General features: G+C 47.6%; 12 protein-coding genes. 9 read left to right on the top strand and 3 right to left on the bottom strand.

Annotated features, from left to right (window positions below):
- Positions 1 to 279, top strand: a 279-nt coding sequence (locus AKL11_RS25635; protein WP_436404691.1) for a transposase, incomplete at its 5' end; no start/stop codon positions are given.
- Between the two features lie 339 nt (positions 280 to 618).
- Here the strand turns inward: AKL11_RS25635 and AKL11_RS10295 are convergent.
- Together AKL11_RS10295 and AKL11_RS10290 are read right to left on the bottom strand one after the other, a co-directional pair.
- Positions 619 to 1,710 carry an aromatic ring-hydroxylating dioxygenase subunit alpha gene (locus tag AKL11_RS10295; RefSeq protein ID WP_067517037.1) on the bottom strand — a complete coding sequence of 364 codons (1,092 nt, stop codon included), beginning with the start codon at positions 1,708 to 1,710 and terminating at the stop codon, positions 619 to 621.
- A gap of 55 nt (positions 1,711 to 1,765) precedes the next feature.
- Positions 1,766 to 3,133, bottom strand: coding sequence for a spinster family MFS transporter (locus AKL11_RS10290; RefSeq protein ID WP_067517035.1), 1,368 nt, complete (start codon positions 3,131 to 3,133; stop codon positions 1,766 to 1,768).
- 238 nt (positions 3,134 to 3,371) lie between these two features.
- Here AKL11_RS10290 and AKL11_RS10285 point away from each other — a divergent pair, with 238 nt between their 5' ends.
- The 7 genes from AKL11_RS10285 to AKL11_RS10255 all read left to right on the top strand — a co-directional run bounded on the left by AKL11_RS10285 (position 3,372) and on the right by AKL11_RS10255 (position 13,438).
- Complete coding sequence (locus AKL11_RS10285) at positions 3,372 to 4,445, top strand: MBL fold metallo-hydrolase (RefSeq protein ID WP_245673312.1); 1,074 nt, start codon at positions 3,372 to 3,374, stop codon at positions 4,443 to 4,445.
- Positions 4,446 to 4,585: 140 nt separating this feature from the next.
- Positions 4,586 to 6,286 (top strand): class I adenylate-forming enzyme family protein, encoded by a 1,701-nt coding sequence (locus AKL11_RS10280; protein WP_067517033.1) that lies wholly within the window; start codon positions 4,586 to 4,588, stop codon positions 6,284 to 6,286.
- Positions 6,287 to 6,571: 285 nt separating this feature from the next.
- Positions 6,572 to 8,344: an FAD-dependent oxidoreductase gene (locus tag AKL11_RS10275; protein ID WP_067517031.1), complete on the top strand. Its 1,773-nt coding sequence runs from the start codon at positions 6,572 to 6,574 to the stop codon at positions 8,342 to 8,344.
- Positions 8,341 to 10,032, top strand: a complete 1,692-nt coding sequence (locus tag AKL11_RS10270; RefSeq protein WP_067517030.1) for an FAD-binding protein — start codon at positions 8,341 to 8,343, stop codon at positions 10,030 to 10,032. The genes AKL11_RS10275 and AKL11_RS10270 overlap by 4 nt, the downstream gene beginning before the upstream one ends.
- Positions 10,033 to 10,049: 17 nt before the next feature.
- Positions 10,050 to 11,633 (top strand): FadD3 family acyl-CoA ligase, encoded by a 1,584-nt coding sequence (locus AKL11_RS10265; RefSeq protein ID WP_067517028.1) that lies wholly within the window; start codon positions 10,050 to 10,052, stop codon positions 11,631 to 11,633.
- Between the two features lie 34 nt (positions 11,634 to 11,667).
- On the top strand, positions 11,668 to 12,657 hold the full coding sequence (locus AKL11_RS10260) for a flavin reductase (protein ID WP_067517027.1): 990 nt from the start codon (positions 11,668 to 11,670) through the stop codon (positions 12,655 to 12,657).
- Between the two features lie 13 nt (positions 12,658 to 12,670).
- On the top strand, positions 12,671 to 13,438 hold the full coding sequence (locus tag AKL11_RS10255) for an SDR family oxidoreductase (protein WP_067517025.1): 768 nt from the start codon (positions 12,671 to 12,673) through the stop codon (positions 13,436 to 13,438).
- A 54-nt stretch (positions 13,439 to 13,492) separates the two neighbouring features.
- Here the strand turns inward: AKL11_RS10255 and AKL11_RS10250 are convergent, their stop codons facing one another.
- The gene (locus AKL11_RS10250; protein ID WP_067517023.1) at positions 13,493 to 15,850 is read right to left on the bottom strand and encodes a multiheme c-type cytochrome; all 2,358 of its coding nucleotides are present in this window, start codon (positions 15,848 to 15,850) and stop codon (positions 13,493 to 13,495) included.
- Positions 15,851 to 16,128: 278 nt separating this feature from the next.
- On the opposite strand from AKL11_RS10250, the gene AKL11_RS10245 reads away from it, so the two are divergent.
- Entirely contained in the window at positions 16,129 to 17,697 is a 1,569-nt protein-coding gene (locus AKL11_RS10245; RefSeq protein ID WP_216636785.1) for an acyl-CoA synthetase, read from the top strand.
- Positions 17,698 to 18,059 lie beyond the last annotated feature (362 nt).

Here is an 18,059-nt window from a genome sequence, read left to right as displayed (position 1 = left end):
AGCAAACAGCTCAGTGCTGCAGAGGTACTGGACATTGCCCGTAAGCACTGGGAGGTGGAGAACAAACTTCACTGGAGGCTTGACGTTGCTTTTGGCGAAGATAAAAATCAGACTACCAATAATTGCGCCATTGAGAACGTCTCGATCCTTAACCGAATAGYACTGAATATCCACACTCAGGACACGGAAACCAACGACAGTATAAAACTGAAACGGTTAGCTGCGGGTTGGGACAATGACAAGCTTGAGGAACTATTGAGTTCTATAGTGCTTATTTGATGCGTAAGCCCTGATATCTAGTTGGTTTGAGACTTTGGTTAATGGTTCAGGGGAGCGAGCTAAGAACATGTTGTGCAGGTTGTTTTTAAGCAAGGGAGACTATGAGGCAAATAGTTTCTTTGACTCTTTTTTGAAGATTTACGAGGAGGGAATGGAAGCGAAGAATCTAAAAGATCTCCAGAAATTGAGAGAGTGGGTAACCTATATCGCTTCATATTTTGCGAAGAGGAATGTTGGTGCGGGTATTGAAGCAGAGAGAATCCTAGCGAAATGAGGGGATCAATAATCCCTCCAGCCTTTGTCCGGAGGGATTATTAAAGGATTCAATCGGTGTTCAGTTTATAAGGTATAAGGCTCAGCACCACTAGGCACATAAACCCCTTCACAGCGCTCAAGAAATTCCTGAGTCATGCTCCGTGGATTATAAAACTGCTTATACCAGATACGGGCTTTCATAAAAGGCCCATCACTTGGTATAAACATGCCGTTTAGGCAAGGCGCTTTGTTCGTCCACACTTCAAAGTCCTGCATAAAGGCCAGTTTACTGGCGTGCTGAAATTGAGCGGCAGCAATGCCATCTTCTACTGTGACTTCTTCATTGCCATTAGGTGATTTCACCAGCAAAGCATGCCAGACGCGAATTTTTCCATCTTCAACCGGGGTGTGATTGATCATCAGGATAGACTCGTAGAACCCGGTAAGATGTGAAATCAATACGCCAGGTCCGTGATATACCGTATTGGTATGAAGCACCGGGCTGGCGCCGTCTTCACCAACCAGTGTTCTGTGGGGGCCGCACTGGCGCTGAGTCGCATAAATACCAGAAAACTCATTTTCATAACGCTGAACGGTAGAGCCGTGGATCGGGCTTAAGTGTCCATAGTCGCATATGTTGTCAATCACTTCCTGAGGGTGCTGTTCCAGCTCTCCCAGATCATCGTATTTCCACTGTACCCAGGCTTTATCATCCCATTCTGGCAGGCTTGGATGATCCCAGTCGGGCTTGCCATTTTCTGGATCGTGCCATACCCAGATAGCGCCCAGGCTTTCTTTGACTGTCCAGGTACGAACGCAGGCTTTTTTTGGAATGGGGCCTGAGTGGTATGGAATATCATCGCACTCACCTTTATCGTTGAAGCGCCAGGCATGATATGGGCAGCGAATGCTATCGCCTTCAATGTTGGTGCCCCCACCGTCGATAATCACATAGGAAGTGTCGTTTGGTGCAGCAAGATGGGTTTTCATATGAGGACAATAAGCATCCATCAACACAGGCTTACCCGTTGCACGACCACGGTACAGGGCAAGTTCCTGACCAAAAAAACGAATGGCCAAAGGCTTGTGGGTATTGATGTCTTCGGAGGTTGCAATCATGAACCAGCCGCGGGGGAAGGTATACTCCCCGATTTTGTAATCAGCCGTTGTTGCCATAGTGAGTCGCTCCTTCTTTCTAATTTTTGTTTCGCTTTTTATGAATAAAGTATTACTAACTTTGTAAATCAGCCATGCGCTGCTTATAAGGTTTTAATGCCAATTTGTAGAACACGACAGATAACGTAAATAAAACAAGGGTTGTGCAGGCTAGTGCATACTTCAGCCCATCATCTCCGAAGGTGCCGGACAATTGATCGCTGAGAATGCCGGTGGTTAATGGGCCAAGGCCTGCACCAAACAGAGTGATGAGCAAGTTAAGCACAGCTGCGCCCGTTGCCCGTTGTCTATCTGTCGTCACATGGCTGATAGCAGCGTAGGTTAGCGTGGGCCACCAACTGTTAAAGAAACTGAACAGTGCTGCGAAGATAATGGCTTGTGGCAATAAATAGCCGCCGAGACTGAATGATTTTTCTGCTGGCCATAGCAGGAAGGCGAGGGCAAATGGCAGGCTGATTAGTAGCCCAATCAGTGGCAAGCGAACCTGCCAACGCACATCCTTCTTGGTCAAACGATCACAATACCAGCCACTGAATGTGGAACCAATCACCGCCAGTACTCCACTGGATAAACCAAAGATCAGCCCTGCCTGAGCGAGGGACATATCCCAGTTTCGCACCATGAACGTCGGCGTCCAGATACCGAAGGAGTAACCGGCCATGCCGGCCGCAGCGGCTCCCAGGCTGATCGGAAGAAAGCCTGGAATACGACAAATGATTTTCAATTGTTCAATAAAAGGCGTTTTGTGTGCATTCTCTTCATTGTTAAGCGCCGCAGCTTGTGACTGAGGATTATTCACGCCACCACGACCTGGGTCGCGGGCGATAAGGCGAAGTGCCAACGCAAGGACGATGCCTGGTGCACCAAAAATGATAAAGACGTAACGCCAGCCGAACTCCTGCGCAATCCAGCCACCCAGCACCATGGCAGCGAGTACGCCAATGTGAGGTCCCATCATCAGAACACTGATGGCCAGAGAGCGTCGCTCTTTTGGATAAAGATCAGAAACCATGGAAACAGAAGGTGCCATGCCGCCGGCTTCACCCACTGCAACGGACATACGGGCGATAAACAACTGCCAGAATTGACCAACCATGCCACAGGCCATGGTAGCCAAGCTCCATAATGAACAGCAGATGGCGATCATATTACGGCGATCAGCACCCTGATCAGCCAGTCGCCCCAGAGGTAAACTAAGGCCGCCGTATAAAATGGCAAAGGCCAGTCCACTGATCAGCCCCATCATGGTGTCTGATGCACCAAACTCCTGTTTGATCGGCTCAAGAACGATGGCAATGACATTGCGATCAATAAATGAAAAGACATAAATCAATGCAAGCAGCACAAGTGTGAGATGAGTTCGCCATGCAGGACGATCATTGCTGGACACTTCCGGTGCTGCTTCAACAGCGGTATTTTGCATTGGGCACCTATTGTTATTTTTCTTTTACAGAATGTAATTCAACTCTGTTTTTTACTGTGCACGACAAGGATTCACTATATGCTCTGCTATGAACATCGTCCTTATGGACGTAGTTAAGAACGCTGTAATTTCATTTATTTGATCCAGGTCAAAAGTAGTTACTTTGGGGCTCTGTTCGAAGAAAAATCGATCAATTATAAAGCAGAGTCTTCTGGAAACGGACTGTCCGAGGTTGCCATTGAGCACAACAGATGTGAAGACGGAAAAGTCCCGTAAAGTAAGGGAACGGGAAGCACTGGAATATCCCCATACGGCACCGGAAGCAGATGGCTCAGTTGTGCAGTTGGCGGATGGATTGTTGTGGGCTCGTATGCCAATGTCGGGATCGCTATCCCATATCAACGTCTATCTTCTCGAAGATCATGATGGTTGGTGGATAGTGGACACCGGTCTCTGTTCTCAGGAGATCAGTAACCTGTGGTTGAAAATCGCAGAGTCCGTTTTTTCTGAAAAACCATTGAAGGCGGTCATCTGTACCCATTTTCATTATGACCATGCCGGTCAGGCGCGGTGGCTTAGTGAGCATTTTAAAGTGCCGGTGTACATGACCCATGGTGAGTATTTCACGATGCGTGTCTTTTTTTCCAGGCATCAGGAATTGGGTGGTCCGGATCAGTATCGGTATTACCAAAAAGCTGGGCTTGAAGATTCATTGATTAAGGATATTTTCAGAGTTTGTTCTGAGGACCCTTTTATCATTGACGGTCCATCGTCTTTTATTCGTTTGAGTGAAGGGCAAACACTCAATATTGGTGATAGGGCGTGGCAGATAGTCATTGGTAATGGGCACTCTCCAGAGCACGCTTGTCTTTATAGTGAGCAAGATAAACTGCTGATTGCCGGTGATCAGTTGCTGCCAACGATCAGTTCCAACGTGCTGGTCACGGATATTGAGCCATTTGGCAATCCGTTGGCTTGTTGGATGGATTCATTGGATCGTCTTGATGGGCTTCACCGGGAAACACTGGCATTACCAGCCCACGGTCTTGTATTTCGCAATATTCATGAGCGGACAGCGCAGTTGAGAAATCATCACGTAAGGCAATTGGACATTATTCGAAAGAAAATGCTGCGAGTCACCAGTGCAACGACTTATCAGGTAATGGGTTGGTTATTCCGTCGCCAATTGTCTCCGATGGATCAAATTCTTGCGGTGGGTGAAACATTGGCTCATATAAACTGGTTGATCGAAAACAAAGAACTTACGCTTAAGACTGATGAAAATGGTGTAAATCAATACTCAAAAATTTAGAAATATCAAAGAGCGGTGAGCAAAAAAGGAAGGCTCACGCTAAAAAAAGAAAATGGCTTTCGATCCTATCGTGACTGCATTTTCATAATAAAAATAAGAATTAAAAAAGAAGCACAAAAATAATAACAAAGGAGCAAGTCATGCAGTTTATTGACCGGTTATCTCAGGCGCGGGCTACCCTCGTTTCGCCGGGTGCACCTTTTGAACTGAGTGGCATAACCACGGAGCGTGGTGTTTGTCAGATATACAAAAACGCACCCCAGACATTGATTGATGTTATTCGAGCAGCGCGATATGGCGATGTTCAGAAAGAGGGAAGTGCGCTGTTTCTCTCTTATATGCACGACCATTGGTCTTACGAGCGGTTCTTTAATGCGGTGGATTCAGTGGCTGGCTGGCTTCATCAGCAAGGTATTCAGCCAGGGCAGCGTGTCGCTATTGCAATGCGGAATCGTCCGGAGTGGGCGGTTGCATTTATGGCTACGGCGATGATTGGTGCTGTGCCTGCCCCGCTGAACAGTTTTGGTCTTGGGGAAGAGCTGGTTACCGCCTTGAGTGACCTTCAGCCGGCTCTGTTTATATGCGACCACGAGCGTTTAAACCGGTTGAAAGCAGAAAGTGTTGTGCCGTCCTGTGAGGTCCTGCTGGTCGGTGATGAGGTTGAAGGCATTTCTACATATGTCTTTGCTGATGTAGTTAGCGGGTGTCAGAGAGAACTGCCTGAATTGAACCTGACCGGGGATGATCCAGCCCTGATTCTCTTTACATCGGGTGCCACCAGTCGCGCAAAAGTGGTGGTCTCTTCCCAGCGTGCGGTTTGTCAGGCGTTGTTTAATATCGATTATATTGCGGCATTGTCGGGTATGAGTTCACCGGAGTTGGTGGGCAAAATCATGGCAAAAGCAGCTCCTCAAGTTTTGTTGACCGCCGTTCCCCTTTTCCATGTCAGTGGTTTGCATGCCCAGTTGCTCACCGCCATGAGGTCTGGCAGACGAGTTATCTTCATGCACCGGTGGGATTCTGAAACGGTGATTGAATTGATTAAAACGGAGAAGGTGACTCAGTTTAATGGCGCGCCATCCATGGTATTGCAGTTATTGAGACAGCCTGAGTTTAAAGAGGTTGGACAAAATCTGTCCGGCCTTGGTTTTGGTGGTGCGGGTATCCCCAGCAGTACTATTGAATTTGTGTTGGACAATTTAAAAGATCAGATGGTGGGCATTGGTTATGGTATGACCGAAACCAATGGCGTTGCCTCTGCAGGTTCTGGTGATATCTTCCGTCATACTCCTGGAGCGGCAGGTGTCGTATCTCCGATCATGCAAATACGCACCTGTTCACCAGAAGGTGAAGTGCTTCCCGAAGGGGAAACCGGTGAAATTCAGATGAAGGGCGCTGCGGTTATGGATGGTTATTTCAGTAACCCGGATGGGACCAGCAGTGCTTTTACCCGCGATGGTTGGTTGAAAACGGGTGATCTTGGTTATTGCGATGCACACGGGTATCTCTACATTGTTGACCGCTTAAAAGATGTTATTAACCGGGCCGGTGAAAACATTGCTGCAGCCGAAGTAGAATCCTGCCTGATGCAGCATGACGAAGTGCTGGAGGCTGCCGTTTTTGGTGTGCCTGATGAGGCAACCGGTGAAGCGGTAATCGCAACCGTTCATGTTGAAAATACTGAGGTGCTGTCTCCAGAGGATCTTAAGACGTTTGTCGCCAGTCATATTGCGGCCTATAAAGTGCCCGCCATTATCAATTTGCAGACGGATGCGCTTCCCCGAAATCCAACTGGTAAAATCCTGAAAGCTGACCTCAAAAAAGCGTTTCAACAAGCGTAATAGTCCACTTTGACGATGAGTGAATTTCACCAGACAGCGCATGATGCCAAGGGTCTGTTGACGTTTCGTTGCGAGGCTCAGTGACTCAGAAAAATGTCAACCGCGCGAAAGGCTTGTGAAGTGCGTAGTCATTCTACGCCGAGCAAGTCTGACAAAGCGGGGGGCATTTTTCTGAGTCACCCGCTGAGCCCGCAACGAAACGTCAACAGACCCTGACATCATGCCTGCTCTCTCTTCATGCTAAGAGCCTGCAAATAAAGAATAAAAATAAAGGGGGAGATTCGGATGAAATCTCAAGTGGAAGTGTCTCAGGATGGCGATGCAGTTGCTGATGTTGTCATTGTTGGTTCTGGTGCCGGTGCATTGTCGTCCGCTATTTTTGCTGCGGATCAGGGGGTATCCGTTCTAGTCATTGAGAAGAGTGATAAGTACGGCGGCACATCGGCCATTTCTGGCGGTGGTATCTGGATTCCCAATAACGACCAGTTCAAAAAGAAAGGTGGGAATGACAGCTTTGAAAAAGCGATGGTCTATCTGAACGCGTCGACTCGCGGCAAGGTGGAAGAATCAAAGCTGCGTGCCTATCTGGAATCCGCACCCAAAATGGTGCGTTATCTGGAGCAAAATAGCCGGGTACGTTATGCCGTTGCGGAAAAATACCCCGATTATTACCCCGAGCTTCCTGGCGCACTTCCAGGTGGCAGAACACTGGATCCTGAGTTGTACGACACCAGCGCGCTGGGTGATGAACTTAGTAATCTGCGTGAAGCCTCACCGACCACATTGTTAATGGGTAAGATCGCCTGGACTGCCCGGGATGCCCATAAGGCTGTGTCCAAAGAGTCCGGCTGGCGTTTGATGATTCTGTGGAAAATGTTGCGATATCAGTTGGACTTCCGCTGGCGCAAAAAGCACGAGACGAAACGTGATCGTCGTGCAGCGCTGGGCAGTGCGCTGATAGCATCACTTCGCCACTCTATGCTGGATCGCGATATTCCCCTTTGGCTCAACACCGACTTTGAAGACTTTATTGTTGAATATGGTCGTGTATCTGGCGTCATGGTGAAACATGAAGGCAAGCCCTTGCGAATCAGTGCTCGCAAGGGTGTGATTATGGGCGCTGGTGGTTTTGAGCAGAATCAACAGCTCCGGGAGCAATACCTGCCTAAGCCAACCAAAGTTGAGTGGAGTGCAACACCAGAAGGCCAGAATACCGGTGCCGGATTAATTGCCGGGCAAAAGCTTGGCGCTGCAACGGATCTTTTGGACTGGGCCTGGTGGACACCTACCATGCAGGTACCGAGAGAGAAAAAAGCTCGACCTCTGTTTGTTGAGCGAGCATTTCCTGGTGCCATTATGGTGAATGGTGAAGGCCAGCGTTTTGTGAATGAGTCCGAGCCTTATCTTGAATGCGGTGATGCCATTTATCGCGATAACCAGAAGACCGAAGGTCAATCATTACCAGCCTGGGTCATTTTTGATGGTCACTTCCGCTTCAATTATGCCATGGGCCCTTTAATGCCAGCGCAGATAATGTCCGATAGTCGTCTTCCCAAGGCATGGCATCAGTCTCTGTATTGGAAAGCGGACAGTCTGGATCAACTGGCGGAAGCGATTGGCGTGAATCCAAAAGGCCTGAATGCGACGGTGGATCGTTTTAATCAGTTTGCTGAAGATGGAGAAGATAAGGATTTCCAGCGAGGTGCCAATGTATTTGACCGCTATTACGGTGACCGCAATGTAAAACCCAACCCTTGTCTGGCGCCACTGCGTAAAGGGCCATTTTATGCCATGCGTGTTGAGCCCGGTGATATCGGCACTAAAGGCGGACTGGTAACTAACGAATATGGTCAGGTAGTACGAGAAGATGGTTCTGTTATCGGTGGCCTTTACGCCATTGGCAACACCGCAGCCTCTGTGATGGGAGCCAGTTATCCGGGAGCAGGCTCAACCATTGGTCCGGCCATGACCTTTGGCTACATTGCTGCTCATCATATTGCAGCAGTTAAACCGAAAGGCATTCGTGAGCCTAGGGTTGAAGAGGAAGCTGTTGCATGAGTTATACGACAGAAATACTTCCACCAATTCACATCGAAAGGCCGGAGTCTGCTCAATGGGGTAAGGTCTGTGATGTACTTGTGATTGGTTGGGGAGCCGCCGGGGCTTGTACTGCATTAGAGGCTAAAGCCAATGGCGCTGACGTCATTATTGCTGATCGCTTTGATGGTGGTGGCGCATCGGCTAAAAGCGGAGGTGTCGTTTATGCCGGCGGTGGAACAACGCAGCAGCAGAACGCTGGTTATGAAGATTCTCCTGAAGCCATGTTTGAATACCTTAAACATGAGACCCAAGGCGTTATTTCTGACGAAACGTTGAAACGTTTTTGTAACCAGAGCCGTGACAATCTGACCTGGTTGGAGTCAAAAGGCACACCCTACAGCCATGAAGTTCCGCCGGGTGGAAAGACCTCGTATCCACCGGTTGGTTACTATCTTTATTATTCCGGGAATGAGCAGGTTCCCGCGTATCAATCCAGTTATCCACATGCGCCCAGAGGCCATCGCACGGTTGGGAAAGGGCATGGCGGTATGGTGCTGTATCATCATTTAAAAGAAGCCTGTCTGAAAGAAGGCATCAAAACCATGACTCAATCTGCAGCTAGACGACTGGTGATTGATGATTCTGGCCAAGTCATTGGTGCCGAGATGATGTGTATTCCTGCAGACACACCAGAAGCCCGTTTGCACCATAAGCTTTCTGCCCGTGCAGAGAAATTGCAGAACCTGTCCCCCGCCTATTGCGACCGTTTAAGACGACGAGTGGCTGATATTGAGCAGCAGCATGCCAAGCCGATGCTTGTACGTGCGCTCAAAGGTGTTGCCTTAACCACCGGTGGCTTTATTTTTAACCGAGAGCTGTTGAAACAGCAGGCGCCGAAATACACACGAAACTTCAAAATTGGCGCTACAGGTTGTGATGGTAGTGGTGTGCGCCTAGGTGCCAGTGTCGATGCCTCATCAGACCGTATGGACAGAGTGTCGGCCTGGCGTTTTATAAATCCTCCCGGCTACTGGCCTAAAGGCATAGTGGTGAACTCACAAGGTAAGCGCTTCTGTAATGAAGAAGTGTATGGCGCAACGCTGGGTTATGAAATGTGCGAGCACCAGGAAGGCAAAGCCTGGCTGGTCCTTGATAAAAATCTGCGTTGGGCTTCGATCAAGCAGTGCCTGTTTGGTGGCTACTGGTGGTTTCAGTCGGTTCCCGCTCTGGTGTTGATGATTCTGGGTGCAAGAAAAGGCAAAACCCTTGAGGCGTTAGCAGCAAGGTGTGGCATGGATGCAGAAGCGTTTAAACGTGATATTGATGCTTATAACCAGGCAATCGCCCATGGTGAAGTGGATCCTTTTGGTAAATCAAAAGACTACAGTCTTCCAGTAAAACAAGGGCCGTTTTATGCGCTGGATATCTCCGTGAAAAGTCCGGTGTTTCCTCTGGGATCACTCACCCTGGGCGGCATGAAAGTGAACGAAGAGACCGGTCAGGTTCTGGATGATCATGGTAATGGCATTAATGGTTTATACGCCGCTGGACGTGCAGCCATTGGCATTCCGTCCAATCTTTATATCAGTGGATTATCGCTTGCAGACTGTGTGTTCTCTGGTCGCCGGGCGGGGCAGTCCATGGCTGGCCTGGAAAAGAAAAAGAGTAGCGTTAGTAAACCTCAGATCGAGGCCGCTGTTGGATAAACGGCAGGGAACGAATAATGATAAAGAAGAAGTATCATCAGGCTTGTTCAATTCCTGATGCAGTATTTAAGGCTGCCGGACAGTTTGCCGGTATCCCCGCCATTGAAGATGGCAGTACAAAAATTGATTATGCCGAACTACCAGAACAGGCATTGGCAGTAGCGGCCAGTCTGATTCACCACGGAATAGATGCTGGCGATCGTGTAGCTATCTGGGCTCCTAATTCCGCGCGCTGGGTGTTGGCGGCCATTGGGTTGCAGATGGCAGGCGCGGTTCTGGTACCCATCAATACCCGGATGAAAGCCCGGGAAGCAGCAGATGTTCTTGAACGCAGCGGTGCAAAAGCATTGTTTATTGTAGGTGATTTCCTGAATGTGGATTACCCGAAACTCATTGAAACGTCTTGCCCAAAGAGTGTCCGGTTAATGGTTCAAATCAGTTCAAGAGCCAGTACAGAACCTTCCGAAACACTGTCCTGGGAAGATTTTATAAACGACAGTAATCAGGACAACAAAGAGCAAGCACATCGTCGTGCACAAGCTGTCTCAGGCAGTGATATTTCAGATGTGATGTTTACGTCTGGCACGACCGGCAAACCGAAAGGGGTCATGAGTCGTCATGGTGCCTGTATCCAGGCATTTTCCCAGTACGTCGACATTATAGGCCTGCAACCCGGTGATCGTTACCTGATCGTGAATCCATTTTTTCATGCGTTTGGCTACAAGGCTGGATGGCTTTCCGCACTGTTAGCTGGCGTTACGATTATTCCGCAAACCGTGTTCGATGCAGACGATGTTTTTCGGCGTATTGAAGAAGAGCAGATCAATGTTCTTCCTGGGCCGCCTACGCTGTATTTGTCATTACTGGCACATCCACGATTGGCGGAAGCGGACTTGTCATCTTTACGAGTGGCTGTTACCGGGGCTTCAACCATTCCGCCGGTATTGATTGAACGAATGCGCAATGAGTTAGGCTTTAAAACCGTAACGACCGCCTATGGACTGACCGAATGTGGCGGGCTCACCACGATTTGTTTGCCGGATGATGACGCTGAAACCATTGCGACGACCAGTGGTAAAGCCATTGCCAATACAGAAGTGGCGATTCTTGATCCAGAAGGCAAGCCATTACCGGCGGGTGTAGCTGGAGAAATTTGTCTGAGAGGTTTCCACATTATGGAAGGCTATTTGGATAATCCTCAAGCGACCAAGGAAACCATTGACGACAACGGGTGGCTACATACCGGTGACGTCGGCACGCTGGATGACCGTGGGTATTTGAGAATCACTGATCGTCTAAAAGACATGTTTATCAACGGTGGATTTAACTGCTATCCCGCAGAAATTGAAGCCACGTTGGTAACGCATCCTGCCATCGCACAAACAGCGGTGATAGGTGTGCCTGACGAACGTATGGGGGAAGTGGGTTGTGCTTTCATCGTGTTGAAACCTAACCACCAATTAGAAAGTGATGACGTGATTCAATGGTCTCGCAACAACATGGCGAACTATAAAGTGCCCAGACATATCCGCTTTGTGGAAACACTGCCAATGAATGCCTCGAACAAGGTGGTCAAGGCGGAGCTGGCGAATCAGTTTTAAAAAAATAATAAATATAATTATAAAAGGATTGGTTATGAAACAAACGCCATTTGATACAAGAACTTTTCGTTCAGCATTAGGCACCTTTACGACGGGGGTGACCATTATTACGACCGTATCTGAAGACGGTGATCTGATTGGTCTTACGGCTAATAGTTTTAATTCGGTTTCTTTAGAGCCGCCACTCATTCTCTGGAGCCTGGCGAAATCCTCAGCTGCAGTGCCCTTTTTCACGGAATCCAAAAACTGGAATGTGCATGTGCTGTCGGTGGAACAGGAAGCCTTGTCCACCCGTTTTGCCACTAAAGGCGAAGACAAGTTTGCCGGACTGGATTATGAAGAAGGTATTAACAATGTGCCGCTGCTGAATAACTGCACTGCTCGTTTCCAATGTCGTACAGCGTTTACTTACGATGGCGGTGATCACATTATCCTGGTGGGTGAGGTGTTGAACTTTGATAAAAGTGACCTGCCTCCCCTGGTTTATCAGGATGGACATTACGCGCTGACTGCAAAGAAGCCCTATGAAGGGGTGAATCTGTCGTCTTCTTCGGATGCCGTGAAATCCGGCTATACCGAAGATTTACTGGGTTACTTGCTGGGACGAGCTCACTTCCAGATGATTCATAGTATGCGTGCCCGGTTGCAGGAGCATGAACTGGATGAACTGCAGTTTTTCATTCTATCCGTTCTTTGTATTCAAGACAAACAGAGCCTTGAACAGCTAAACAGTTTTATTGATTACACCGGTCAATCCGTGACAGCGGATGAAATGGAGACATTGATTCAGAAGGAGTTGGTCGCACTGGATAAGCAGGGTGAGATTTATCAATTGACTGGCGAAGGGCGAGAAGTTTCAGTTCATAATATTGCTCAGGCTCGAGCCATTGAAGAATCTCTCGGAGATCAGCTGGGGGCGGGCGATATTATGGCGCTAAAACTGTTATTGAAGCGGGTTATTTCGAAAACAGATCCTGGTTTGCCGGATCTTTGGTCAAACAGCAATGACAATAACAACGAATAAAAGGAGATTGATTATGCCTGTTACTGCAGTGACTGGCTCTGCCTCTGGTATCGGAGCCGCGGTTTGTAAAGTACTGTCAGACGCTGGACATCAGGTTATTGGTATCGATCGAGCCAATGCCGAGGTGAATGCAGATCTCTCGACACCAGCTGGTAGAGATGCTGCGATCAATGAAGTGCTCACCCAGTGTGATGGCAAACTCGATGGTCTGATCTGTTGCGCTGGCTTGGGTGTAACAGCACCAGACAGTGGTCTTGTAGTAAGTGTTAACTATTTTGGTGCTACTTCTCTGGTAGAAGGGTTACAAACAGCACTGGAAAAAGGTGAAAAGCCCGCGATACTGATAATTGGTTCCGTCGCGGCTAATCAGCAGTTGGCAAATCAGGATGCCATGGTGCCATTCCTGCTGGATAACGATGAAGCCAGTGCTGTTAAGCAGGCAAACGACAGTGGTATGCCACACATTGCCTATTCAGCTTCCAAGTATGCAGTGACCGTTTTTGCCCGTAAAAAAGCAGTTGAGTATGGCAAGAAGGGCATCCGTATCAATGTGGTAGCACCCGGTGCGGTAGAAACACCACTATTGAATGCCACGCTGGAAGATCCACGCTTTGGTGAAGCGACCCGCAACTTTGTTGCACCTCTTGGTCGTGCAGGAAGCCCGGAAGAAATAGCGCAAGTGATTGCATTTATGCAGTCGGATAAAGCCAGCTTTATCCATGGCAGCGTGTTCTTTGTGGATGGTGGAATGGATGCCATGGTTCGTTCTGTTGCTTTTTAAAGAAAGATGGTCAGGTCTTATGGCCTGACTTACCCATCCTAAATCCTCTGCTATTTATTGAGACTCTAATTGGCGAATTAACTGTTGTATCTGAGGGTTTCCCGGCTGAACGGTATCTAGCTCAATGGCGTATTTTAGCGCTTCAGACCAGTTCTGATTTTGTAGCGCATTATTAGTCAACACCCTTAATATATCAGGATTAGCGTTGAATAAGTGATAAGCCTTTATGAACTGCTTTATCGCCAGCGCCTTTTCTCCCGCGGTTTGTAGAGCTACGCCATAAATATAGAGATAGCGGGTATTTTCCGGTGCCATCGATACGGCTTTGGCAAAGTTTTTCAGTGCGGATGCAGGCTGTTTCTGTCGCACCATGGCAAAGCCACGAGCCATGTGCAGTGCGGGATCTTCAGGTGTTAGTAACAATGCCTTATTCAACGTGCGAAGAGATTGTTGTTCGCCATCCAGACGACGAATGGTTTCTATTAGATTGACTCTGGCAGGACTGAAACGCTGATCAAGGTTGAGGGCCTGTTGATAGTGTTTAACCGCCTTATCAAGCAACTGTTGCTCTCGGGCAAGGTTGCCGAGATTTAAATGCGACTCTGGACGGTCGCCGTTAAATGCCTGACTGTTTTCAAATTCTCTCAATGCGTTGCCCAGCAATGTTGCAGCGTGGCTATCAAGCTGATGAATCGGAATAGTGCCAAGGGTTCTTGCGGCTTCAATTCTAATAGGCAGTAGAGGGTCTTTCAGTAATGGTAATAAATAGGTCTGACGATCATTGGGAGGAAGCATGCTTGCCAACTGGACAGCAGAATGCCTGACCAGATCAGAAGGGCTATTCAGTGATTCTATGACAATGTCAGACGACTGCTGATGTAAGTACGGCCTTAGCCGCTGTAGTGCGGTTGCTCTGACAATATCCGGCTGTTGAACATCTCTGATCAGTTTGATCAGAGCCTTGGCTGCATCAGGTGCACCTTTGTCTGCACGGGAAAAGACTTCAGGGAAGGTTTGAAAGCTGTGTGGTGACTTTCCTGTAGATTGTTTTATGACATCCGCAGCCCATTGTGGTGATTGTTCACTGTGACAATTCTGGCAGGCATTCGGTGTATCAATGGCCACTGTTAAATCAGGGCGAGGTATGCGAAAACTGTGATCACGTCGGCCGTCAATCACCATAAAGTTACGGGCGGGCATATGACAATCCAGGCAATCCGGCTGCTTGGATATGATCGTTGTTATTACATGACTTCCTGTCGTGGGGGAAGGATGTAAGGTATGTTTCTGTGTGTCGTATACTCTTGAGTCATGACACTGGGAACATACTTGAGCTTTTGGCAGTTTAAGTTTTTGACTGTGTGGGTCATGACAATTGCTGCACGTTACACCGCGATCGTACATTTTACTTTGCAAAAACGAGCCATGTTCAAAGACTTCGTCTTTTATCTGACCGTCTACGTGATACAGCTCTGGTGTCAGTAGGCTCAGATTAAAATGGTTTCCGAAATCAAAGTTTGAATAGTCAGTTTCGCTTACTGGAGTTCTTCTTGAGTGGCAGCGTGCACAGACTTCCAGTTCCTGTGATTTCTGTGATAACTGCCGGCTATCTAGTTGTTCAGTAGTGAGATTGGTTAGTGTCTTTGCCCATAAACTTGAGGGCAAGAATTGAATCGATAAGCCTTTACTGTCGTCAGTCTGCAGTGTCTGTGGGTTGTTTGACCACTGGATATGCTCGGCTCCAGGGCCATGACACGCTTCGCAACCCACACTGATTTCTGACCACGTGGTTTTAAATTGTTCGCTTTCCGTATCGTAGTTTTTTTGCAGGTTAGTTGAATGACAGTCGGCGCACATGTAATTCCAGTTCTGGTTTAATCCTGTCCAGTGAAGTGAGTCGGTATAGTCTAGATTTTCATCAGGGTAGATATGAAACCACCGTTGTCCACCTTGCTCTGATGGTCGGGTATCCCATGCAACAGGCAATGCCTGAAGTCTGCCGTTGCCAGTTTCCACCAGATATTGTTGCAGGGGGTCAACGCCAAAGGTATATAAAACCTCGTAACGAGCGGCCTTACCGTTCTGATCATCCGCTACAATAACAAAAAGGTCACCTTCGGTTTGAAACTGATATTGAAATTCGTTGTATTGAAACCTCTTGTTAGCAAAGTTGCCCTGTACGGTTAGTTTGTTGGCATGCTGCATGGCTTTCTGGTGATCGGAGCCAAGCCATGCTTGGTATTCACTTTGATGACAGTTCATACAGGCATCACTACCAACAAAACCTGTGGTGCCAGTCAGTTCTTTTTCTGGAAAAGCAAAGGCTGAAGGTATGGCAATTAAAGTTATGAATATAGCCAGCCAGTGTTTGAATATTAGGCAGTTGGTTTTCTTATTATTCTTGTTTTGCATGACACTGATACAGTTTATGAAATGCGATTATGGGAGCATATTAATAAATACGACAATGTGACACTAAAAACGAATTACTAAGAATTATTGGCTCACGATATAGGCCTGAAAATAAACCAAGAAATGTAAAATTAACAGACTGATAACGAAAGCTTATATTGCCGAATACAGCCTATGAATGACGATGCTGATTTGTATTGATTTAGAAAGCCATAAGGTATTGTGAATACACGCAAAGAGACTGATATCTACATTTCAAAATAATAATAAAGAGTGTCATGACCAGTATGAATACGATGAGTTTCTGGAATTTTGCTCAGAACACACCAGAACAATTGGCTTTGGTAGCACCCGACGGACGAAGCTGGAGTCGCGGCGAGTTACTTGAAGAATGTAATAAGCTCGTGCATGGATTACGGGAGCTTGGGCTTGAAGCGGGAGATGCCGTCGCTGCGGTATTACCCAACAGCGCTGAATACGTTGCACTTTATCTGGCAGCAGCACAGGCCGGGTATTACCTTGTCCCAATGAACTGGCATCTGACCGGGCCGGAGGTGGCTTACATTCTGGAAGACAGCGGAGCCAAAGCGTTCTTCTGTCACGGTTCAACTGCAGAGGCCAGTCGGGCAGCGATTCAAGAGTCTGGCTTCAATCCGGAAGCCGCTTTTGTTATTGGCGAAGATCATGAAGGATTCCGCTCTTATCAGACGTTTCTGGCCTCGCAGTCCGTTGAAATACCAGAAGATCGCATGACGGGTATGGTGATGTTTTATACCTCCGGAACAACAGGTCGGCCAAAAGGCGTTCGTCGACCAGTGGTTCAGGCTGACCCCGATAGCATGGCCAGTATGATGGCGATGTTTCCCATGTTGTTTGGTATTCAATCAGAGCAGAGTAATGTGCACTTCTGTGGTTCTCCCCTTTATCACACAGCAGTGATGACCTGGGTTTCTAACTCCCTGCATCTTGGACATGGTGTGGTGATTCATCAAAAGTGGGACAGTGAAGAAGTTTTGAAAGCGTTTGAGAAGTACAAAGTAACGACGACCCACGTCGTCCCTACTAAAATGGTTCGTTTACTGAAGCTGCCGGAAGACATTCGCAAACAGTACGATGTCAGCTCTATGAAACATATGCTGCATACTGCTGCTCCCTGCCCACCGGATGTAAAACGAGCCATTATCGATTGGTTTGGTCCTTGTGTTTACGAGTATTACGCGTCAACAGAAGGCGGTGGTGCGATTTGTAACTCTCAGGAATGGTTGGAGAATCCCGGCACAGTCGGTAAGGCGTGGCATGGTGCGGATATACGTATCCTTGATGATGAAGGAAAGGAAGTGTCCATCGGTCAGCAGGGGACTATTTATATGCGGATGACCGATGTCAGTCGCTTTGAATACAAAGGTGACAAAAAGAAGACAGAAGATAACCGCTTTGGTGATTACTTTACGGCAGGTGACGTTGGTTATCTGAACGACAAAGGATTCCTGTTCCTATGTGACCGGAAGATCGACATGATCATCAGCGGTGGTGCCAATATCTATCCTGCTGAAATTGAAAACGTGCTGATAATGCATCCTGAAGTGGCGGATTGCTGTGTGTTTGGCATTCCTAATGATGACTGGGGCGAAGAAATTAAGGCGGTTGTACAACCCGTCGATGGTTTATCCGATGACGAACGTTTGAATAGAGAAATTCTTGAGTTCATCTCTGGCCGACTGGCAAAGATGAAATGGCCAAAGTCTATTGATTTTACAGAACAGCTACCTAGAGACCCGAATGGAAAGCTCTATAAACGCCGGTTAAGAGATCCCTATTGGGAAGATAAAAAAGCCGTAGTGGTTTGATAGAAAGCTGCTCTATTGTAAACCAGGCTTGGATAACTAAGTCTGGTTAATATTAATTTTTGGGTTTTAGTGCAAGGTTCATTCTTTTCTGTGTTTACACTAAAAATGTTAATACTTGAATTCAAGTAATAAATACATAACCCATAACTTTTCTTACATCAATCGGGTGCTCAGCCTGATCAATGTCCTGCCTGAAGGTTATGAGTAATTGGAAAACCGTATTGATTCATTTTTTTCCAAAAAGATGACCAATGTCCTGTTGAACATATGATCGCTCGGAGTGTTAACAGCATTGAGGCACCTTCTTCTTTCCAGCGCATACCTGATCTGCACATCCTCTGTTTCACCAATATTTTACAGGC

It is taken from the genome of Endozoicomonas ascidiicola (assembly GCF_001646945.1).
GTDB classification, from domain to species: Bacteria; Pseudomonadota; Gammaproteobacteria; order Pseudomonadales; family Endozoicomonadaceae; genus Endozoicomonas; species Endozoicomonas ascidiicola.
This window is presented reverse-complemented; position numbering and strand designations above follow the sequence as displayed.